The organism is Sphingobacterium lumbrici (assembly GCF_006476045.1).
Lineage (GTDB): Bacteria > Bacteroidota > Bacteroidia > Sphingobacteriales > Sphingobacteriaceae > Sphingobacterium > Sphingobacterium lumbrici.
Genome location: NZ_SRZY01000027.1, coordinates 200,409 through 223,127, shown reverse-complemented (window position 1 = coordinate 223,127; position 22,719 = coordinate 200,409). Strand labels below are relative to the sequence as shown.

Here is a 22,719-nt window from a genome sequence, read left to right as displayed (position 1 = left end):
TACGCGAATCAGCACTTTAAACACGATGTAAATTAAATGAAGCAACATAGCATTATCTGGATATTAACGGCAGGGTTGCTAGTCGCCATGATTGTGGCACTGGGAGTCGGCGCGTTTTCGATTCCGGTACGGGATGTATTGATACTACTGGTACAGAAAGTCGGACTCCTGCGCGATGTACAGGTCGATGAAACCTATAGTGATGTATTGTATATCGTGCGGTTCCCCAGGGTGCTTCTGGGGGTATTGGTCGGTGCTGCGCTGGGTATATCCGGTGCAGCCATACAAGGCATATTCCGCAATCCGCTGGCTGAACCTGGCTTAATAGGGATATCAGCAGGAGCCTCCCTATTTGCCGTATTGATCATTGCTTTTGAAGGCATTCTGTTTGTGGGACTCAGCCAGTTGCTTGGCTATTATTTATTGGCTTTTGGGGCTTTTGTCGGAGCGGGACTGACCTCGTTTTTAGTGTATCAGCTTTCTAAAAAGAAAGGGAGGCCACGGGTAACTACGATGTTGTTAGCAGGTATTGCGATCAACGCTTTCGCTGGTGCATTGACCGGATTAATTACCTACATAGCAGACGAACAACAGTTACGGACCATTACGTTTTGGATGTTGGGCAGCCTCGGCGGAGCGACCTGGGACAATGTGATCGCGATCTTTCCTTTTATCATCATCCCGCTGCTCATTTTACCATTTTTTAGTAAACCGCTGAATGCATTTGCCCTGGGGGAAGCCCAGGCCGATCTATTGGGTATGCGCACTGATCTGGTCAAGCGATGGGTGGTCATCTTGTCCACGATGGCAGTGGGCGCGTCGGTAGCAGTATCGGGTATCATCGGTTTTGTTGGATTGCTCGTGCCGCATACGGTACGTTTATTGGGTGGGGTAGAGCACCGTTACGTATTGGTTGCTTCGGCAGTTTTTGGAGCTTTAATACTCACGATGGCCGATATCATATCCCGTGTGCTGGTCGCACCGATTGAATTGCCGATAGGTGTGATTACGGCGCTATTGGGAACACCGGTGTTCCTGTATATTTTAATAACTGAAGAATAAGAATACACATGCTACGTGTCGAAAAAATAACTTATGAGATAAAGGGCAGGAAGCTGCTTAAAGACGTCTCCTTTCAATTGCGCAAAGGGGAAGTGCTGGCATTACTGGGTGCTAATGGAGCGGGAAAATCTTCGCTGATGCGTTTATTATGCGGCGATACCTTGCCTACGGAAGGACAGGTGAGTTTGATGGGGAAACCGCTTCAGCAATACAGCCCCATAGAACTGGCTAAGAAAAGAGCTATGTTGGCCCAGCATAACAATATGAGCATGGCCTTCAAAGTGCGGGAAATTGTACAGATGGGAAGGTATCCGCATTACCGTTCGGTGCCATCGGCTCACGATCACGAAATCGTAGACGAGGTAATGGACGTGTGTGGAATAAGTAATTTTGCTGACCGTTCTTACCTTAGCCTATCGGGCGGTGAGCAGCAGCGAGTACAATTGGCGCGTGTACTGGTGCAGATCTGGGATAATCCGGATAGTCTGCTCTTATTGGATGAACCGGTATCCGCACTGGATTTACAATTTCAGCAACAGGTGTTGGCATTGACAAAGGCCTTATCCAGAAAAGGGTTTATGGTTGTGGTGGTGCTGCACGATATCAACCTCGCCGCCTTGTATAGCGATCGTATACTCATGCTCAAAAATGGTCGTAAATGGTGCGAGGGGACGCCGATAGAAGTGATGGAAAAACAGAATATCTACACAGTATTCTCGGTTCAGGCGGATGTATCGATCGATACAAAGACATTACAGCCTATTGTAAAGTTGGAAGAATTGCTCTTGGATGCGGATCAGTTTAACACGAAATTATCGCCTACCGTACATGCAGATAAGCTGATCGATAGCTGCATAAAGGCTTATAAGTCAGATCCATTTTATAGAATGGATGAAGTGGCAGTAGAAATGGGGCTATCGGAATTGCAATTGCTCAAAATGGCTTATCCACAGCAGGTGAGCCTGCTTATTCCTGATTTTAGTACGCTGCTCACGGAATTTGTGAAATTAGGCGCGGTATATTCCATCGTGTATAATAAAGCGGGCTATATGGAGCTTAAAGGAATGTATAGCCTGCCGATACGCGATCAGAATCAGCGAACCTGGACTGTTCAACATGGCGCTTACCGCATGATACTGGATATCACGAAATGGAAAGTTGGCGTTGCCGTATGTAACGAATGGGGACAAAGTTTTCAGTTTTTTGACGAAAAAGGGGCACTTCTCCATAAGGTGGCTTTGATAGAAGGGAGCAGTAATAAGGAGGAATTTGAGGCTTTGTGTGCACGCTATAAATCCCTCAACCAGGATACGCTTCAAACAAGTACGGATAGGTCCTCATCGGTTTCGGTGCCTAGTCTCCCGGTTTATGGTACCAAGTCGATTGCACTTTCGGTATGGAAGGGTATCGTAGCCCAATCTTTTGCGCAGAAAACAACAGCATCCTGTTCGATGATTCATGCAGAAGGCATATATGCGTATGAAGGCCGGATCATGAGCCTGGTCGATCAGGGCGAACGTTACCAGATTATCTATCCCGATTGCACGATTACACTGGATAGGCTACAAGGGGTAAAAATAGTGCTGGAAAAAAATGAAAAAGATACAGATGTGGCAACATTCAGCTTATATGCTGTGAACGATACGGTTGCCATGCAGTTTCGGGTAGAAAAGAAATTACTTGCTCAATACCATGAACCGTACCAAAGCTCATGTTATAATAGTGCTGTTATTTAGAAAGATTTTAAATAAGTGTGTTTTCTGACAAAAAATACTGTATCTTTACCCTGAAAATATTGGAATCTTCTGCTATATGTTGATCAAGAGTAAAATTGAAGAGTTAGATGAATGGCTTTTTATCGAAGAGATACCGGATCGCTATATGCCCGATAAGCCGCTGATCGAAAAGAGGATAGAGATTAAACGGGATCCCATTACCATGACGAATTATCAGTTGTCTACCAGTGGTCTTTTTATCCTCTACACAGAAATGAGTTTTGATAAACCGGTACATATCTATACCGAGGTGGAAGGTGAGGCCATTACCAGTCAGTTTATCTTTTACAAGACAGCGGATAGTAAGTTACCTTACGGCATGAGCCGCCATAATATCCGATATATTCCTGCCGTAAAATCTACCCATGAGATGAAGACTGATGTACAGTACAGTTATTTCATCGCTGTGATCTCTAAGGAATATTATTTGAACCTCATTAAGCGGGATTCGCTTTTACACCGTGATTTTGTAAAAAATATTGAAAAAGGGTATTATACATCTTATGCCGAAGAAGACCTGATGGCAACGTATGAAATGCAGCATACGATCCATGAATTGATTGAATCCAAAAAATCAGGGGAGATCCGGCGGTTACATACGGAATCACGCATCGTTGAGCTGCTGATGTATCAGTTTGAACAATATAACGAACAGGGGACACCAGCGGCAGAGGTATTCAACGCGGAGGATATACAGCGCCTTGAAATGGCAAGACAGATCCTGGAGCAACGTATTGCAAATCCACCTACGCAAAAGGAATTGGCATCTGCTGTCATGATGAGCGAAAGCAAGCTGCGTAAGGATTTCAAAGAATATTTCTCCGTGACTATACACGATTACCTCACGCGGATACGGATGGAAAAAGCACGTATTCTTCTCCTGACCAAACAGAATACCGTGTATGAGGTCTCTCTTCTTACCGGGTTTGGGCATCAGAATAATTTCAGTAGCGCCTTTAAGAAATACTACGGGGTATCTCCCGGTGAACTGAAAATGTAAATTAAACCGTTGGTAACTTGTCGATATGTTTTTGCATATCGATTAACAGTTGTTTTATTTCCTGTAAATCGGTTTCTGGTTCGGGGACACTATCGGTCTGATGCCGTACATACTGCCACAGCTCCAATACTTCATTCACGGGCACTATAAAAGGGGGGTAGTTGCTGTTCAATGAGGTGAGCCTTATTTTTCCATCCTCGAGTAGGCTTACCTGTTTAAATACAAAATCCTGTTCTCCTTTTAGAATCACAATACATAGGCTGTTGCTTTTGAGTGTAGTCCAATCTTGCACATAGGAAGCCACAATATCGCTTCCTTCGGGAATGGGAAGCATAGAGTCACCTGTAGTGGGAAACATCCTATAGGTCGCTCCTGTGGGGAGATTGGGTAAGGAAAATTTGGGTAATGTTGCCAGGTAATCCGGGTCTGTATGTCCTGCAGCGTACCCTGCTTTGGCTTTAACCGGCACGTACTCCATATTCTCCTTATTGTCGGGAGTCACGGTGATGGATAGTACCCGGAGATTGTTACCGGAGATATATTCTTTGGCACCTGTTTCCATTTTACGCAGGTCGAATTCACTCCAATGGCTCAGGTCTACTTTGAGGAGGCTGTCCAATGGCACTTTAAAAAAATCAGAAATCTTTATGAGGTCTAGAAGTGGCGGATTCTCTGTCTTTCCGTTTTCCAGCGCGGTATACTTACTGCGTGTAAAACCAAGCAATTGGGCCTGGTATTCCTGGCTGAATTTTTTCCGATTCCTTAGGAAACGTAGATTCGTGTTGAAAAAAAGTTTTGCATCTTCCATTATGTATTGTTATTATTGATGACGTTATTTTGTCATTTATAATGACAAATGTAAATGAATTTTTGCTTAGATGCAAATGCGCAGATTTGCGTATTTGCAAAAAATGAGGATATGGAAGGTTTATTGGATAAAAAGCAGAGAATCGAGGAACTGCGCAGAATGATCGTTGCAGCAGAGGGATTCGTTGTGCCAAGTGACCGCAATAATCCACTTTCCGATCTTGGTCTCATGGATAAATCCTTTCCTACAGGAATATTTCCGATAGGTGCAATCCATGAATTTATTAGCAGTGATGCCGCCGCAGCCGCATCATCCAGCGGATTTATTTCTTGCCTGATGGGGATGCTGATGAAACAAAAAGGACTGTGTGTATGGGTAAGTATAGGCAACAAGCTGTATCCGCCGTCGCTTAAAGGTTTTGGTATAGATCCAGATCGGGTGATATTCATCCAGGTGTCGCGGGAGAAGGATGCGCTATGGGCCATCGAAGAAGCATTAAAATGTCCGTCTTTAGCGGGGGTAGTGGGCGAAATCCGGGATATGGACCTGACAGCTTCCCGAAGGCTGCAGCTTGCGGTAGAGCAGAGCCAGGTTACGGGTTTTCTACATCGGTATCGCCCCAGACGGATTGAAAATGTGGCCTGCGTATCACGTTGGTATATTCGACCGCTCCCGAGCAGTGCCGATACCGGGCTACCTGGCATCGGCCGGCCGATATGGCAAGTGGAACTGCAAAAGATCCGAAATGGTAAACCGGGAACTTGGCAGATTTGTTGGGTTGCAGGACAATTCCATTATCTAGATGCACAAGTGGTAACTAAGGGAGATGTTTATACGCAGACAGGAACATGGTAAAGAGATATGTCGCCATTTGGTTTCCGTATTTGCTCACGGATAGGCTGGCAATTCGTCGACCTGAGTTGCAGGGCGAACCTTTTGTGCTGACCATAGCCGAAAAAGGTCGAATGCTGATCCGCGCCGTAAGTCCGGAAGCGGAGGCGGAAGGAATTAAGGAGCACATGGTGCTGGCTGATGCCAAAGCGCTCTTTCCTAATCTCTTGGTGTTTGATTTTGATGCCGCCATGTCCGAAAAATTGCTCCGCCGCTTGGGAGAATGGTGTCTCCGTTATACACCCCTGGTAAGTGTGGATGTACCAGATGGGTTACTGTTGGATGTAAGTGGCTGTACGCACCTTTGGAAAGGAGAGGGGTATTATCTAAACGAAATTACAACAAAGATGAAAGCGGGCGGATATCATGTACGTGCTGCGATGGCAGATACTCCTGGGATAGCCTGGGCTGTTTCGCGCTATGGAAAAGAGGGACAGATCATTGTGGAGGGCGAGTTGCTGACGGCTTTATTGCCCCTGCCACCGGCAGCACTACGATTGGATGATGCTGTTACCCAACGGATGTACAAGCTGGGGATGAGAAAGATTCGTGATTTCATACACCTACCTGCGACGACCTTACGTCGTCGTTTCGGGCAACAGTTGCTTGATCGTATAGGGCAGGCATTGGGCACAAGTCCGGAATACCTGGAACCGATATGTCCGGTAGTCGTCTATCAGGAACGGCTTCCCTGCATGGAACCGGTGTGCACCCGAAAAGCAATAGAGCTTGCTTTGGAGCATCTGCTGGAGACGTTAACCGCTCGGCTGTTGAAAGAAGGTCAGGGATTGCGGAAAGCGGTCTTCAAATCATTCCGTATGGATGGTAAGGTTCAACAAATTGCCATTGGAACCAATCGCCCTTCGCGCGATAGGCAGCATGTATTTCGGTTATTCAACGAGAAAATCGTTCATATAGCACCGGGATTAGGGATTGAGCTTTTTGTCTTAGAAGCACCGGTTGTGGAGGAACTACATCTGGAGCAGGAAAGACTATGGAATAAGGACAACGCCTTTGATCGTGTAGAAATTGGCCATCTGCTGGATCGGATAGCCGGACGCGTGGGAGAGGAATCGATCCGGCGTTACCTTCCCGATGAGCACCACTGGCCCGAGCGGGGCGTGAAACGGGCTGCATCGCTAGAAGAACAACCTTCCATTTCTTGGCCTACCGAACGTCCACGACCTACGCAATTGCTTGCTATACCTCAGCCGATAGAAGTAACGGCGCCTATTCCGGATTATCCTCCGATGCTGTTCCGGTATAAGGGAGAGACGTATATGATCAAAAAGGCAGATGGTCCCGAACGGATTGAGCGGGAATGGTGGATGGATCAGGGAGAACATCGCGATTATTATTATGTAGAGGATGAGAAAGGGCGGCGGTATTGGTTATTCCGCTTAGGGCATTATAGCGATGACCGTTCTCATCAATGGTATTTGCATGGATTTTTTGCGTGATGACTATGGGATATGTAGAGTTACAGGTAACCACCAATTTCAGTTTTCTTCGCGGTGCTTCCCATCCGGAGGAACTGGTGGAACAGGCTGCACAACTCGGATATAAAGCATTGGCAGTGACCGACCGGAATAGCATGGCGGGGATCGTTCGGGCGCATGTCGCTGCGCGTAAGCAGGGGATACGCCTTATTCCGGCTTGTCGGCTCGATTTGTTGGATGGTCCCGGTTTATTGGCCTATCCCACAGATCTAGCGGCATACGGACGGCTTTCAACCTTGCTCACTGTCGGTAATCTGCGTGCCGAGAAAGGAAAGTGTTACCTCTATAAGGCCGATGTATATGCTCATAGTCAGGGTATCAAATTTATTGCGCTGCCACCTGATCGGCTTACTCCCTCATTTGAACTTGAGTCCGAATTTGTCCAGAATATGGAAGAATACCGGGCTGCGCTTCAGCATCAGTTCTATCTGGGTGCGTCGCGTACTTACCGCGGAGATGATGCCAAAAAGCTATTTCGGATCAATGAATTGGGCCAACGGCTTCATACGCCTATGGTGGCGTTAGGGGATATATATTATCATGAACCATCGCGCCGCGAATTGCAGGATATCCTCACCTGTATACGGGAAAAATGTACGATTCATCATGCCGGATTTCGTTTGCATCCCAATGCCGAACGTTACCTGAAACCCAAGGAAGAAATGGAACGTCTGTTTCGGACTTATCCCGATGCCATCGCGCGTACCACAGAAATAGCAGATGCCTGTGGTTTTTCACTGGATCAACTGAAGTATGTGTATCCCGAAGAATTGACGACAGATGGACGTACACCACAAGAAGAACTGAACCAATTGACTTGGGAAGGGGCTGCTACTCGATTTGGAGATGATATTCCTTCGAAGATAAAAGAAACCATTGAGATGGAGCTTGATTTTATTGCACGAAAGAACTATGCTTCTTATTTCCTAACGGTATATGATTATGTACGATTTGCCCGCGAACGCGGTATCCTCTGTCAGGGGCGTGGTTCGGCAGCCAATTCTACGATCTGTTACTGTTTGGGAATCACCTCAGTCAATCCTATAAAAATCAATCTGCTATTTGCCCGTTTCATGTCGGATGCCAGAGATGAACCACCGGATATCGATGTGGATTTTGAGCACGAGCGACGGGAAGAGGTGATCCAGTACATCTATGAAAAATATGGACGTGACCGCGCAGCAATTGTGGCGACCGTAACCCAGGAGCGTTCCAAAGGAGCGATACGTGATGTGGGTAAAGCGATGGGACTATCTATGGACGCGCTTGGCCGCCTTTCCAATGCCATAGGCTCCCATTGGGATACAACATTCGAAATGGAGCACTTTGTCGAACAGGGATTCAACCCAGCCGATCCCCATTTTCGTAAAATACTGGAGCTATCGGAACAACTTATGGGCTTTCCCAGGCAGCTGGGACAACATACGGGCGGATTTGTCATTACGCAGGGGAAGTTGCACGAACTCTGTCCGATTATCCCGGCCCGTATGGAAGGACGCACGAATCTGGAATGGAACAAGGATGATCTGGAGGCATTGGGTTTTCTGAAGGTCGATGTATTGGGCTTAGGTATGCTGACCTGTATCCGTAAGGCTTTTGATCTGGCCAAACAGCATTATGGAGAAAATTTTACCCTGGCCAATATTCCGCAGGATGATCCCGAAGTATATGAAATGATTAGTCATGCGGATACCTTGGGGGTATTCCAGATTGAGAGCCGTGCGCAGATGTCTATGCTGCCACGCCTGCGGCCTAAAGAGTTTTACGATTTGGTTATTGAGGTGGCTATTGTACGGCCAGGGCCTATACAGGGCGATATGGTGCACCCTTACCTGCGTCGGCGTAATGGAGAAGAACTTGTAGATTATCCTTCCGAAGAAATCCAACATATCCTGGAGCGAACGTTGGGTGTACCCTTGTTTCAGGAGCAGGCTATGGAGATTGCTATCGTGGCTGCGGGATTTACACCGGCCGAGGCAGACGAGCTGCGGCGGAGCATGGCTACCTTCAAGGCCAAAGGGGAGGTGAGCCGTTTTCATCGGAAGATGGTGGATGGGATGGTCGGTAAAGGGTATTCCGAAGATTTTGCCAACCGCGTTTTTCGACAGCTGGAAGGATTTGGTAGTTACGGTTTTCCCGAAAGCCATGCGGCCTCTTTTGCCTTATTGGTATATGTATCCAGTTGGATCAAATGCCATTATCCCGATATCTTTGCCGCCTCCCTGCTGAATAGCCAGCCTATGGGGTTCTACCAACCTGCACAGTTGGTAAGCGATGTCCGCAAGCATGGGATTACGGTATTGCCTATAGATGTCAATCACTCGCACTGGGACAATACGTTGGAAGGTGAATTTGGCATAAAGCACCATGCTTTGCGCCTTGGTTTTAGGCAGGTTAAGGGGCTCTCAGAAGAGGATGTGCAGTTGTTGATTGCGCATCGTGGGGCGGGTTACCGTACGGTGGAAGCTTTGGCTTCTATTGTAGAGGTAGCAGACATGGAAAGACTGGCCGATGCGGATAGCTTTCGTTCATTGGGTTTAGACCGAAGACAGGCCTTATGGGAGGTATCCGCATTAAAGGATAGACCAATAGCCCTTTTTGAGGGACAACCTTCAGAAAGCACGAAAGAAGGACAGATCGTACTGCCGCTGATGACAGCCAGTGAACATGTGGTACAGGATTACGCCACGATGTCGCTCTCGATCAAAGCACATCCCGTTAGTTTTTTACGCCCTAAGCTTGATCTTTTACACGTCGTGCCAACAGAAAAATTAAAAGTAGTAAAGAATGGAATGCCCGTAAAAGTCTGCGGAATAATTACGGTACGACAGCGGCCCGGCACAGCCAAAGGGGTATTGTTTGTAACGATAGAAGACGAAACAGGATTTGCCAACCTCGTGCTATGGGGTAAGGTGTTTGAAAAATACCGACGTGAAATATTACAGGCCAAACTCCTTATGGTGGATGGCAAGATTCAGGTAGAAGGAGAAGTCATTCATGTAGTCGCAACGCGGTGCTACAATATGAACAAATGGTTACACCGTTTGCAGCCTCATGAAGAAGAAACGGATGCTGTATTCTATAAGGGAAGAAATTTTAAATAATTAACGTGTGGATTTATGCGCGATACTTTTGATATAGATGTGTTTTATTTTTGATTTTTCCGTATTCTTTTCCTCAATTTCAAAATCTGATTTTAACGATTTAAACAACTGGGATAATTTCATGAAGCCATAATTACGCGAATCAAAATCAGGTTTTCTTTTTAAGATCAATCCGCCGACTTCGGCGAGAAAGGCCCAACCGCTTTCATCAGCCGTATCGTTGACGGTATCTTTTAGGAGGGATAGCGTCTCTTTATCTATTACAGGCTCAGTCTTCTTGAGTGGAGACTGTTTTCGAGTGGTTTCTTTCGTATTGGTCGTGTTTTCAAGACGATCCTCTACCTTACTTTTGTCTAATATTTCAACGTAAATAAATTTATCGCATGATGCGATAAAAGGTTTGGGTGTCTTTCTTTCTCCAACACCCAGCACGAGTTTGCCTGATTCCCTAAGCCGGGTAGCCAATCTCGTAAAATCACTATCGCTTGATACAATGCAAAAACCATCAACGCGGTCAGAATGTAAGATATCCATTGCATCGATAATCAGCGCAGAGTCCGTAGAATTCTTTCCCTGTGTATAACTGTATTGTTGAATAGGGGTAATCGCATGTATTAACAGGGACTCCTTCCAACCCACTACGTACGAACTGGTCCAATCGCCGTAAATTCTTTTTATCGTGGGGATGCCGTATCTTTTTACTTCGTTGAGAATACCTTCTATTTTAGTATACGACACATTATCGGCATCAATTAGGATAGCAATATTGAGATCTTTTTGTTCTGCCATGGTTCAATTTTTTAGATAGCGCTATAAATATTTGTCCAAAGTAGCTATTAATTAGCAAAAAATCTACATTTCCCGTTCATTCCTCCTTCACGACACATCCCCCTATCGAAGCAGGTTAATTCGGATGTCGCTTGAGCTAAGATAATCCATCATAGCGTTGGCTGTAATATTTTTAAGATTGAATCGTATTCACCAACGTTTTATTAAAAGCGTATGAGTATGTTGTATGATATTTATTGAGAGGAGTAAAAAATAAACTGGGTGACGTAGTTATTAAAAATTTTCGAAATGATAATGAATAGTATGTCTATATTCCTCTCCGGGATGAAGCACGACAGATGGATACGCTTCGATATTAGGAGAATTAGGAGAGTAGTGAGGTTCACAGCATAGACCTTGAAATGGTCTCAATTTCCCTGATAAGTAGTTGCCAAAGTATACTTGTAGACCAGGATAATCTGAAGAAATAGTTACCTGGCGATTGGTTTCAGTATCCAAAATGGTAGACATGGTATTGATCTGTTTAGTAGGTTCTACGAAATAGTTAACGTTACAGATAGCCTGCTTAACCTTGCGCACGGGTTGGAAATTTCTCAAATCAAAAATGCTGTTTTCCACCTGTTTTTTAAATGGTGCAATAGGCAGGTGTTTTGCCCCCAGTGGTGTGTAATAGGAGGCATTTACTTTTATTTTGTGATTATCGATTAAACGCCCGTCGCCTGATAAGTTGAAATAACTGTGGTTCGTAAGATTTACGATGGTTGTTTGATCTGAGGTGGCGGTGTATTTAATGCTCAGTGTATTGGTTTCAAGTAATTCGTATTTCACACTAACGGTTAATGCACCGGGATATCCTTCTTCACCATCAGGGCTTGTGATTTTCATCTCTACAACAGACTCTGTCAGATTCACCAGTGTCCAATATTTTTTGTCGAATCCGATAAAGCCACCGTGTAAATGATTTTTTGATTCACTTTCATTAATAGACAGCTGAACATCTGTTTCTTGTAGCTTGAACTTGCCATTTTCTATTCGGTTGGCATATCGACCAACAGTACAACCCAAATAATTTGTGTCGTTTTTGTAATCATTGATATCGGAATAGCTGAGCACGGTATTAACTGGTTCCCCGAGCTTATCCGGTACGCGTATGGCTATGATTCTACAGCCCCAATCCAATATCTCTACGCTCATATTTTGTTTGTTTTTTATAACAAAACGTTTCATTCGTCAAAAATTTGTCTTTAATTTGAATTGATTATAACTGATTTTCTTTCTTTTGTAGAAAGGTTGCTATAATTGCTATGTAAACAAATATAACCCATATTGTACACTATATGATAGAGTTATTATTCATTTAAATGGATTATATTCTTATCGAAGTTAAATATAACCAATGGAAAGTGAAGCGAAGTTAGAAGGTTTTGATGGGGAAATTCGGATAGTAGTACCTCCTTTAATTCTAAAGGAAAATGGATTTAATGGGTTATCTAACACTTTTTATATTACAGATATTGGCTATTACCCCAAAGCAAAGAACCACTACTGTAAACGGCCTTCAGGTTGCGATGAGCATATACTTATACATTGTGTAGACGGGCGAGGTATCGTTGTTGTCGATGACGAGGTGCTCCATTTAGAAACCAATCAATACTTACTCATACCGGCTAATACATCGCATGCTTATCAAGCTGATTTGAATAATCCCTGGACTATTTATTGGATGCATTTTAGGGGATCTCAGGCTCAGTATATTGTACAAGAAATTTTTAACAGGGTGCTGGATCGAAAAAATGTATTGGCATTTGATGGAGAGGTAAGGGTGATCTTTGAAAAATTCTGCCGTTTGTTGTCCAAAGGTTATAGTAGGGAGATTTTGGAATACATTTCATTAAGTCTACCACACTTTTTTAGCGGATATCTATATCCGGAAATATTTAAAGGGAAGCATGAGAATAGTGATGATGTCATTGAAAAGTCCATCGAATTTTTGAAAGCAAATATAGGTAACCGTATTGGGCTTGTCGAGATTGTAGCAAATATCCATCTCTCCGTTTCGCATTTCAGTAAGCTCTTTAAAGGAAGAACCGGCTATTCTCCAATTGAATATCTAAATCATTTAAAAGTACAGAAAGCATGTTACTTACTGCAGTTTTCTGATAAAAGGATATCGCTGATATCTTTTGAACTTGGCTTTGAGGATCAGTATTATTTTTCGAGATTGTTTAAAGAACACATGGGCGTATCGCCATCACATTATCGCAATAGTCTGATTCCTGATAATAATAAAATCCATCAATAAGCTTTTATTTTACATCTAAAAGTTAGTAATAACTAGTTATCTTAGCATCGTTAAAAAACCAATGTTATGAAATATTCATGATCCGGAAAAGATAGAGATACATGAATATTCCATCTGACAAAATTAAACGTCAAATCACAACATAATATGAATACTAAGTACAAAAAAGTTTTTGTTTATAGTCTTATTGCCTCATTGGGAGGACTGCTTTTTGGCTTTGATATAGCCATTTTCTCTGGTACAATTCCGTTTATCGCTCCCTTTTTTAATTTGGCACCTGATGAATTGGGATGGGTTGCCAGTTGTCTATACGTAGGTTGTATCGTAGGCTCTATATCTTTTGGTAAAATAACGCAATATCTGGGTAGAAGACCCTCGCTGATATTGGTTTCAATTATCTTCATTATTTCCTCTATTATGATGGGAATAGCGGATACGGTTACTGAGCTGATTATATGGCGTATTATCGCGGGATTTAGCGTAGGTGGAGCTTCTATATTATCTCCTTTATATATAGCAGAAATCAGTCCGATGCAGGTAAGAGGAAAGATGGTTACTATTAATCAACTTGCTATCGTTATCGGTATTCTACTGGCTTATATGTCTAACTATTTCCTGTCTCATCTAACACATAATTGGAGGTTGATGTTTATCAGCGGGAGTCTGCCAGCCATTCTCTTTATTATAGGTGCTATTTTTCTTCCTGAAAGCCCCAAGTGGTTGATTTACCGGGGTAAAAAAGAAAAGGGATTACGGGAGTTAACGAAAATGCTGCCGCAGGCGGAGGTAGAAGATGAGTTTAATGCTATGGTGAACCGACGTGTGGAGGATAATACAACAAATAAAGGATCAATATCCACCTTATTTTCGAATAAGGCATATCTTTTATTACTTATTATTGCTATTGTTATCGCTGTTTTTCAGCAAATATCCGGGGCAAATGCCGTGTTGTTTTATGCACCTATTATTTTTGAAAAAGTAGGGATGAATGTAAACAGTCAGCTATTGATTCAGATATTGATAGGTTCTGTCAATTTGATTTTTACCTTAGTCGCTTTAAGATTAGTTGATCAAGTGGGAAGAAAACGCTTGATGGTTGTAGGCTCAGGTTTAATGGCAATATTGCTGCTATTGATTGGCTTGTCTTTTCAGGGGCAGTTCATTTCACAGCAGTTGGTGAGTGTATTTGTCCTTCTTTTTATCGGTACCTATGCTGCGACATTGGCTCCGGTTACTTGGGTGATTATTTCTGAGATTTTTCCTATTAGCATCAGAGAACAGGGAATGGGCATTGCTTCTGCATTTTTGTGGATAGCCTGTTTCGGGATTACTTATCTATTTCCTGTTATGATTGATAGATTGAGTACTTTTCAAACATTTTTAATCTTCTCAGGTTTGTGTACTATATTTTTTGTATTCTTATTAACGGTAGTATCTGAAACAAAAAATAACAAAGTTTAACAAAGTCAATTATTTAATATCCTAAGCTTAATATTTATATGGACGAATTAAAAGATAAAGTAGTCGTTGTAACTGGTGCGGGTAATGGGATTGGTAAAGGAATTGCTGAACTATTTGCTAGATATGGTGCCAAAGTTTTCTTGGCTACAAAATACGATGAAGAGGGTTCCCGGGTTGAAAAAGAATTTGTGGAGTCGGGTTTTTGGGCAAAGTACATTCAGACCGATGTAAGTGATGAGGAAAGTGTTCGATCAATGATTGCTGAGGTGGGTAAGGTGATGGGGAGGATTGATGTATTGGTTAATAATGCGGGGATCACTATCTTCAAATCAATACTTGAAGCGACTACAGCAGACTGGGATAAGGTCATCAATACGGATCTTAAAGGGGTCTTTTTATGTAGTAAATATGTTGCAGAACACATGGTTGTACATAAAAATAAAGGAAGTATCATCAATATCTCTTCCAATCATGCCTATCGTACACTCCCCGACACTGAAATGTATGCCGCTGCAAAGGGAGGAGTGAATGCAATGACCAGAAGTATGGCTATTAGTTTAGGGCAATATGGTATTCGTGTAAACAGTGTGTGTCCAGGTTTTACCGATACAAATCACTATCAAAATTGGTTGGGTGCCAAAGAAAACCCGCAACTTCTGGAGCGGGAAATTTTGGATTTACATGCTTCGGGAAGAATATCTACGCCAGAAGATATTGCTCATATAGTTTGCTTTTTGGCAAGTGATAAAAGCGGTAATATTACTGGTAGCGACTTCTTGGTAGATGGGGGACTCACTTCTAGATTATATTATTCAGATAAGTTCTAATACATGAAATCTTCGTGGCTGTAACAAATTATCTATAGATGAAAATCAAGAGTTATCAACTTTATAAAGTACCACCTAGGTGGGTGTTTTTGAAAATCGAGACAGATGAAGGGATCGTAGGATGGGGTGAGCCTGTTGTAGAAGGTAGGGCAGATACCGTTATTGCTGCGGTACATGAATTAATGCAGATGCTGCTTGATAAAGATCCCCGTTTTATTGAGGATCATTGGAACACCCTATACCGCGGTGGATTTTATCGCGGAGGACCGATTCTGATGAGTGCATTGTCGGGGATTGACCAAGCTCTTTGGGATATAAAAGGAAAAGCGCTGGGTGTACCGGTACATGAATTGTTAGGCGGAAAATGTCGTGAACAGATCGATGTGTATTCATGGATTGGAGGCGATGAGCCTAAAGTGGTGGTAGAGGAAATCCGAAAAGTAATTGACCGAGGTTTTAAAACGGTGAAAATAAACGGGACTGAGCGTTTGAAATACATCGATAGTTATCAGGAAATTGATTGTTTATTGGAGCGCATGGGTATGATAAGGGATACCTTCGGTAATTCGATCAATGTAGGCATCGATTTTCACGGACGGGTACACAAGCCTATGGCAAAAATTCTTGTCAAGAAGTTAGAGGAGTACAATCCTATTTTTATAGAGGAACCTCTTTTGTCAGAAAATATGGAGGGTATCGTAGAACTGGCGAGACAAACATCCATTCCGATAGCTTTGGGAGAGCGGTTGTTTTCGAGGTGGGATTTTAAGAAAGTACTGGAAAGCCGTGCCGTAGATATTATACAGCCCGATGTATCCCATGCGGGAGGTATTACTGAATGTAGAAAAATAGCTGCTATGGCGGAGGCGTATGATGTCGCCATAGCATTGCACTGTCCTTTAGGGCCTATCGCATTAGCCGCATGTCTGCAGGTGGATGCCGTGTCTTATAATGCAGCTATACAGGAGCAAAGTCTTGGAATACATTATAATACGTCCAATGATCTACTGGATTACATCAGCAATGCAGATATTTTTGCATATAGTGAGGGCATGGTTAAGATTCCAGAAGGTCCGGGACTGGGAATAGAAGTTAATGAGAAATATGTAATAGAAATGAGCGAAAGAGGTCACGATTGGCACAATCCGATATGGAGACATCGTGATGGATCTATAGCCGAATGGTAAATGTAAAAAATATGCGTTTTATTGAAAAAATGAAAAGAGGACAGGCTGTTCTTGGGCCGTTTTCCAAAACATCTGATCCAGCGGTGATTGAGGCGATGGGTTATGCAGGTTTCGATTTTATTATTATTGACTTAGAGCACGGCCCCAATACAATCCTGAATGCACAAAATTTGGTGCGTGGAGCCCAACTGACAGGCACATTTCCTGTGATTCGTGTAGCTGATAATTCAGCAGTTGATATTGGAAAAGCACTTGATATTGGGGCGATGGGAGTGCAGGTGCCGCAAATAACAAATGCTGAAGAAGCCAGGTTAGCTGTGCAGCACGCTAAGTTTGCGCCACAGGGAATGCGCGGTGTTTGTCGTTTTGTAAGAGCCGCGGAGTATTCAAATAAAGATCGGTTTGCGTATTTTAAAGAGTCGAACGAGTTATTCTTGATATTACAGTTGGAAGGAGCTGAAGCTGTTGCCAATTTTGAAGAGATTATTAAAGTAGAGGGTATCGACATTATTTTTCTGGGGCCGTATGATTTATCGCAAGCTTTGGGAGTAAGTGGTCAAATAAACCATCCTGTTGTTCTTGAAAAAATGGAAAGCATCATTGAAAAATGTAAGACCAATGGTATCAAGACGGGCGTTTTTACAGATAACCTAACCGATGCAAAAAATTGGATCGACCTAGGGGTCGATTATATTTCTTTTTCGGTTGATATGGGTATTATGCAAGATGCATGTAAACAGATTATTAACAACTTGGTCGGAGAACGAAGACATTAGTAATGTGTTCGTTTATTTCCATCGTCGGTGAGTCCATAACCACCATGAAGGTTCTCGTTGTATACTTTTTTCCAGATTTTGGGTGTAAACTTTTGTGATAAACCCATCTTCTGTTTCAGACGCATAGTCACATATCGTTTCTAATTTTATCTTCCAGTGATGTTGTGTCATTGGTTGCATTTCTACATAGGCAACAAATGCGTTGAGTTTTTTAGCTACTTTTTCGGCTCCGGTGAATATAAATGTGTCTTGATTCATAAACTTCATTGGTAAGCCATTTTGATAACCTGGGAACTGATCTGCGATAAATATCGTAATGCTCGGTTTATCTTTCTCTTTGATTAGTGTACGGATTCCGTGCTGTGAAGGGATCAATCGTGCACCATAGTTTTCTCGTAGCTTTATTGCTATACTGTTCCACAGTTTGCTTTTCAATGGTTTATACAAGGCCTGTATCGGAATATCTATTGTTAAGGGTAATTTGTTAAGTGCTTCCCAATTTCCATAATGGCCGATCATTAAGATAATATTTCTTTTATTATGGTGTATTTGTTGAAGATGTTTAATTGTTTCTGGCTCAGCGATTAGTTTGGGCAGAAAAGGAAAAATACTCTCAACTAAAATTCTACCCATATTACGGTAAAAAGAACGTCTATACTGCATTACCTCTCCATAAGAAGCATTTGGAAATGCTCTTGCCAGATTCTGGACGGTTACTTGCGATCTATAATGGCATAATGAGCCAATAAAGAATCCCAAAAAGTTGTAAATTCTATTCATCTTTCACCTGCAAAGATCAGATTTTTAATTCGTACTTTTCCGAATAGATCTTATTAAAATGTATAAATTAGGTAGAAAAGCAGGCCAAATGTATATAAAAAATCCTGAAGTTGGGAGCTTCAGGATTTTACCAAACCAAAATATTAACCTAAATTATGAATTACCTATTAAACGATAATTTCTATACTGATCGTATAACGGGGTACAATTTTTTTTAAATCCAGACAATTCCTATCCCAGATATTTTATTATTCTGTAGGAATTATCGGGGTAAAAAAGATGTAATTCGTAATTTTAAGCGGATGTAGCATGTTTAAAACCGTTGAATAAATGTTGTAAGGCTTTCTCCTTCCGGGAGATTCAATTTCTTTCGTAGTCTATATCTTGCTATCCGTAGACTATCTTGTGATATGCCCAACATGGTCGAAATATCGGGCGAACCCAAATTCATTTTCAATAAGGCAGCTAGTCGGAAATCAGATGAAGTCAGGCCATCGCTATGCGCTCTTAGTCCATCAAAAAAGTGTTCGTGAACACGTTCAAATACGATACGAAAATCATCCCAATTTTTGTCTTGGTTGTGGTTTAGTTGGATGAGGTTAATGATATGCCTCAGTTCTTTCCGTTGATCCCTCTTGTCGCTTTTCACCACCACATTTAATTTCTCTTTAAGTTCATCCAGCAATTGGTTTTTCTGAATCAAGTGCAGCGTGTGACTGGTAAGTTCTTTGCTTTTTAATTCCAGTTCATTTTTTAGATTCTCCTCCCGCAGTTTTTTGTTGTGCAGGTCGGTTTCCATTGCCCGTTTCTGGGTTTCATACAGTATCTGGTTTTGCGTATAGAGCCGCTTTCCGTTGGTGATCTTCAATTTTTGTCTACTGATAACACTGATACCCAAAAAAATCAATAGCAGAACGATGGCTGTTCCAAACAAGAGCATAGTATAATGAATCTTTCGTTCCCTTTCATATTGTACGATGGCATCATCTTTTTGTTCCAGTTCAAATAAAGTTTGGAGGACGGTAAGTTGTTTAGTCATATCCTCGGAGAAAATTTCAGTATGGATCTCCCTGCCGGCGTAGCTATAGTGATATGCGCTGTCATACCTTCCCATTAATGAGAAAGTCTTTGCTAAGTCACGATAGGAACTTGCCAGCTGGTAGTGTTCTTGCATGTCTTTAGCCAATGAAGTAGCCTGTCTGGTGTATTTCAATGCCGTTTGATAATCACCTGTTTTACGGAAGACATCGCCCAGATTATTGAATACTTCTATTTTAGCCATTTTATCATCTTGTTGATCAATGATATCTAATGCCTTTTGAAAAAACAACAATGCCGAATCCAACTGAAACTTGTCTTCATAAATACTGCCTATATTTTCATAAATCTTAGCTATCAGTGCTTGATCCGCAATACCTCCAAGGTGATCCAGTGCTAAATATTGATACCGTTTAGCTTCTTGAAGATTTTCTGTTTTCTCATATACCTGTCCGATATGTGCCAGGGCATCGGCCATACCATCGTTATTATTGACCGATATGTACAAGGAGAGCGACTGTTCAAAAGCTTCCAGAGATACGGTATATTGTCTGTTATAAAAATTTGTTTCTCCGATTTTGATCCATGTATTTGCTAATTCTAAGGTTTGTTCTTGCTTTCTAAACAAAGACTCTGCTTTATAAAAATTATCGAGCGCTTGCAGATAAGCTGCTTGATAGTGATATAGTTCTCCTATTTGTCGGTAACAGACCGCGGCAACGTGGTCATTTCCTTCCTCCAGCGCATTGTTGAGGTTACGTTTTAGTTGCTTGAACGCTAAATCGGGGTTTTGCCTCATCGACTCTCGCGTCAATACCGAATAAGAAGACTGTCCCCGTTGGGCAAAAGCGCCCGTAGCAAATAGGAAAAGAAAAAGTAATAAAGGTATATACGTAAAAAACTGCTTCATTTTGGATTGAAAGAATATTTTTGAGAGGTTTCAACCCCTAAAGGTAGTATCGTAAGATGAATATAATATTACGCTATTGTTAATTTTAATTAAGTTTTAATAGTAATCCCGGATTTTTTTTTGTTCAAATCAATGTTTCCTATTTCAATAATTTCTGTACAATTGGAATATCAGCTTCTGCCCACTCGTAATTTGATAATTCAGCCTTATCCACCCAGATCACCTGAGCATGTTCAGTAGCTTGCAATTCGCCGCCCCGCAAAGTACATTCGAAAGGGTAGAGGCAGATCAAAAATTCGGGATAGCGGTATTCGACCATGGGGAGCTCCCGTCCGATTGTAATATCTATGTTCAATTCTTCCTTGATCTCACGGGTTAGGCAATCTTCCTTGCTTTCATCAGCTTCGAGCTTACCTCCGGGAAATTCCCATTTCAAAGGCAAGCTCATCGTAATTGATCGCTGGCAGATTAAGATTTTGTCTTGGTGCTCTATTATAGCGCAGCTTACATGTATCATATACGCTTAAAAATACGAAAATAGATTTAAGATATGTTAAAAAAGCAGTTACTTTGCACCTGTTATATAGCGAAATATCCGTATGAACTATTTTGAAGAGCTCACCACCTTATTAAATGAAGAACAGCGTTACGATAAAGCCCAACATGAAGCCCTGCTTTTAAAAAGCAACCTAAACGAACGACGGGCACAAGGTGTAACCTGGTTTCCAATTTCGATAACGAACAGTGAGCTCGGTCGAGGCGACTACCTAACGATAAGCCTGAGCAAGACCAATAATCTGGAAGAAGGGCATCGGTTTCGATTTGGTATGCCAGTTTCCCTATTTTCCAATCATGCTCCCAATGAAGACCGTATTGATGGCATTATAGCCTTTGTAAACCGGGAGACCATGCGGATTTCATTTCGGGTAGATGAATTGCCGGAATGGAGCCGGAGAGGAAAGCTGGGGGTCGATCTATTATTTGACGAGAACTCCTACCGGGAGATGCGTGATGCTTTAGGACAAGCCAAAGAGCTGCGTGCGGATTTTAAACAAGGGCGTCTTATTCGACAGCTTATAGGGGAGGAGTTGATTATGCCAGATCAAGGAGACGTAATCTATCAAGACTCTACCCTTAATAACAGTCAAAACATTGCCATTCAACATATTTTAAGCCCCAGTCCGCTGACTATCCTACATGGCCCTCCGGGTACGGGCAAGACGACAACCCTGATCAAAGCTGTTCAAGCGTTGTTAAAACAAAAAAATAAACAGCTTTTGCTTGTGGCTCCCAGCAACACAGCTGTTGATGTATTGACCGAGCGTCTGGATGCAATCGGGATTTCGGTGGCCCGCATCGGTAATCCTGTCAAGGTATCCGATCACCTTCAGGAGCTGACATTGGATGCCAAAGTTGACAGGCACAGCGCCAATAAAGAAGTGAAAAATTTAGAAAAGCAAGCACGTGCTTATACGGATATGGCGCAAAAGTACAAACGTAACTTTGGTAAGTCGGAACGTGAGCAGCGGAAGGCCCTGTTTGATGAAGCCCGTAAACTCAGGAAAGAGGTAGATCGGATTCAGGATTATATCGTTGGAGATATCCTGGATAAGGTGGAGGTTATTACCGCAACTTTAGTCGGTGCAAATCATCACACCATCCGTCATAGACAGTACGAAACGGTTATCATTGATGAAGCCGCCCAAGCGTTGGAACCGGCCTGCTGGATCCCCATACTAAAGGCAAACAAGGTGATATTAGCAGGCGATCATTGTCAATTGCCTCCTACCGTTAAATCCAACGGCAACGCCAAAGAAGGACTTTATCATACTTTATTTGAGAAATTAGTGAAACGTTATCCCGCCTCAGTTTCGCTGTTGAATGTTCAATATAGGATGAATGCGCAGATTATGAACTATCCTTCCCGAGCTCTTTACGGAGATCAATTACAAGCTGCGACATCCGTATCGGATTGGACCTTACGCCACGATGAAACTCCCATACTCTTTATCGATACGGCAGGTGCAGGATTTGAAGAAACGCAGGTTGATGGAGCCATCTATAATACCGAGGAGGCTTATTTTTTAAAGATGCACCTTCGTGTATTGATCCAGGATCTCAAGGTGACCTATGCTGATCAGGCATTTCCGAGTATAGGCGTTATCGCTCCTTATAGAAGACAAGCGATCTTGTTAAAAGAAATAGTAGGACAAGACGAAGCATTCGTTCCATTAGCCAATTTCATTCAGATCAATACCATTGATAGTTTTCAAGGGCAGGAAAAAGATATTATCTATATCAGCCTAACCCGGAGTAATGCAGAGCAGCACATCGGCTTTTTATCCGATGTGCGGCGTATGAATGTAGCGATGACCCGTTCCAGAAAAAAACTGATCGTGATAGGAGATAGCAGTACAATAGGCCAGCACGGCTTTTATAAAGATTTTTTAGATTATATCGAATCTATTAATCATTATCACAGTGTATGGGAATGGGATATACAGGTATAA

At 42.5% G+C, this 22,719-nt stretch carries 18 protein-coding genes; 12 read left to right on the top strand and 6 right to left on the bottom strand.

Going from position 1 to position 22,719, the window contains the following annotated elements; translation table 11 throughout:
• Window positions 1-36: 36 nt before the first annotated feature.
• The 3 genes from E4F24_RS08750 (at window position 37) to E4F24_RS08740 (ending at window position 3,837) form a co-directional block, all read left to right on the top strand.
• Window positions 37-1,062 (top strand): FecCD family ABC transporter permease, encoded by a 1,026-nt coding sequence (locus E4F24_RS08750; protein WP_140938311.1) that lies wholly within the window; start codon window positions 37-39, stop codon window positions 1,060-1,062.
• A gap of 8 nt (window positions 1,063-1,070) precedes the next feature.
• A complete protein-coding gene (locus E4F24_RS08745) occupies window positions 1,071-2,798 on the top strand; it encodes a heme ABC transporter ATP-binding protein (RefSeq protein WP_140938310.1) in 1,728 nt (575 codons plus the stop codon).
• Between the two features lie 76 nt (window positions 2,799-2,874).
• Window positions 2,875-3,837 (top strand): helix-turn-helix transcriptional regulator, encoded by a 963-nt coding sequence (locus E4F24_RS08740; RefSeq protein WP_140938309.1) that lies wholly within the window; start codon window positions 2,875-2,877, stop codon window positions 3,835-3,837.
• Window position 3,838: 1 nt separating this feature from the next.
• Here E4F24_RS08740 and E4F24_RS08735 read toward each other — a convergent pair whose 3' ends face one another.
• On the bottom strand, window positions 3,839-4,645 hold the full coding sequence (locus tag E4F24_RS08735) for an XRE family transcriptional regulator (RefSeq protein ID WP_140938308.1): 807 nt from the start codon (window positions 4,643-4,645) through the stop codon (window positions 3,839-3,841).
• Between the two features lie 54 nt (window positions 4,646-4,699).
• Between E4F24_RS08735 and E4F24_RS08730 the strand changes: the two genes are divergently transcribed.
• The 3 genes from E4F24_RS08730 to E4F24_RS08720 are packed head-to-tail and all read left to right on the top strand — an operon-like array spanning window position 4,700 to window position 10,139.
• Window positions 4,700-5,500: an ImuA family protein gene (locus E4F24_RS08730; RefSeq protein ID WP_140938307.1), complete on the top strand. Its 801-nt coding sequence runs from the start codon at window positions 4,700-4,702 to the stop codon at window positions 5,498-5,500.
• A complete protein-coding gene (locus E4F24_RS08725) occupies window positions 5,494-6,996 on the top strand; it encodes a Y-family DNA polymerase (RefSeq protein WP_140938306.1) in 1,503 nt (500 codons plus the stop codon). Before E4F24_RS08730 ends, E4F24_RS08725 begins: the two co-directional genes overlap by 7 nt.
• Before the next feature lie 5 nt (window positions 6,997-7,001).
• Window positions 7,002-10,139 (top strand): error-prone DNA polymerase, encoded by a 3,138-nt coding sequence (locus E4F24_RS08720; protein ID WP_140938305.1) that lies wholly within the window; start codon window positions 7,002-7,004, stop codon window positions 10,137-10,139.
• Here the strand turns inward: E4F24_RS08720 and E4F24_RS08715 are convergent, their stop codons facing one another.
• On the bottom strand, window positions 10,140-10,928 hold the full coding sequence (locus tag E4F24_RS08715) for an NYN domain-containing protein (protein WP_140938304.1): 789 nt from the start codon (window positions 10,926-10,928) through the stop codon (window positions 10,140-10,142). It lies immediately after the preceding gene.
• A gap of 273 nt (window positions 10,929-11,201) precedes the next feature.
• On the bottom strand, window positions 11,202-12,155 hold the full coding sequence (locus E4F24_RS08710; RefSeq protein WP_140938303.1) for an aldose epimerase family protein: 954 nt from the start codon (window positions 12,153-12,155) through the stop codon (window positions 11,202-11,204).
• A 169-nt stretch (window positions 12,156-12,324) separates the two neighbouring features.
• Here E4F24_RS08710 and E4F24_RS08705 point away from each other — a divergent pair, with 169 nt between their 5' ends.
• From E4F24_RS08705 to E4F24_RS08685, 5 genes are all read left to right on the top strand, one after another.
• Window positions 12,325-13,230, top strand: coding sequence for an AraC family transcriptional regulator (locus E4F24_RS08705; protein WP_140938302.1), 906 nt, complete (start codon window positions 12,325-12,327; stop codon window positions 13,228-13,230).
• Window positions 13,231-13,377: 147 nt separating this feature from the next.
• Window positions 13,378-14,691: a sugar porter family MFS transporter gene (locus tag E4F24_RS08700; RefSeq protein WP_140938301.1), complete on the top strand. Its 1,314-nt coding sequence runs from the start codon at window positions 13,378-13,380 to the stop codon at window positions 14,689-14,691.
• A gap of 38 nt (window positions 14,692-14,729) precedes the next feature.
• Entirely contained in the window at window positions 14,730-15,518 is a 789-nt protein-coding gene (locus tag E4F24_RS08695) for an SDR family NAD(P)-dependent oxidoreductase (protein ID WP_140938300.1), read from the top strand.
• Between the two features lie 38 nt (window positions 15,519-15,556).
• Window positions 15,557-16,705 carry a galactonate dehydratase gene (dgoD, locus tag E4F24_RS08690; RefSeq protein ID WP_140938299.1) on the top strand — a complete coding sequence of 383 codons (1,149 nt, stop codon included), beginning with the start codon at window positions 15,557-15,559 and terminating at the stop codon, window positions 16,703-16,705.
• Between the two features lie 11 nt (window positions 16,706-16,716).
• The gene (locus E4F24_RS08685; RefSeq protein WP_140938298.1) at window positions 16,717-17,481 is read left to right on the top strand and encodes an HpcH/HpaI aldolase family protein; all 765 of its coding nucleotides are present in this window, start codon (window positions 16,717-16,719) and stop codon (window positions 17,479-17,481) included.
• A gap of 12 nt (window positions 17,482-17,493) precedes the next feature.
• Here E4F24_RS08685 and E4F24_RS08680 read toward each other — a convergent pair whose 3' ends face one another.
• From E4F24_RS08680 to E4F24_RS08670, 3 genes are all read right to left on the bottom strand, one after another.
• Window positions 17,494-18,261 (bottom strand): lysophospholipid acyltransferase family protein, encoded by a 768-nt coding sequence (locus E4F24_RS08680; protein WP_140938297.1) that lies wholly within the window; start codon window positions 18,259-18,261, stop codon window positions 17,494-17,496.
• Between the two features lie 313 nt (window positions 18,262-18,574).
• Window positions 18,575-20,209 carry a tetratricopeptide repeat protein gene (locus E4F24_RS08675; protein ID WP_140938296.1) on the bottom strand — a complete coding sequence of 545 codons (1,635 nt, stop codon included), beginning with the start codon at window positions 20,207-20,209 and terminating at the stop codon, window positions 18,575-18,577.
• Between the two features lie 139 nt (window positions 20,210-20,348).
• Window positions 20,349-20,726 (bottom strand): (deoxy)nucleoside triphosphate pyrophosphohydrolase, encoded by a 378-nt coding sequence (locus E4F24_RS08670; protein ID WP_140938295.1) that lies wholly within the window; start codon window positions 20,724-20,726, stop codon window positions 20,349-20,351.
• 82 nt (window positions 20,727-20,808) lie between these two features.
• Here E4F24_RS08670 and E4F24_RS08665 point away from each other — a divergent pair, with 82 nt between their 5' ends.
• Window positions 20,809-22,719, top strand: coding sequence for an AAA domain-containing protein (locus E4F24_RS08665; RefSeq protein ID WP_140938294.1), 1,911 nt, complete (start codon window positions 20,809-20,811; stop codon window positions 22,717-22,719).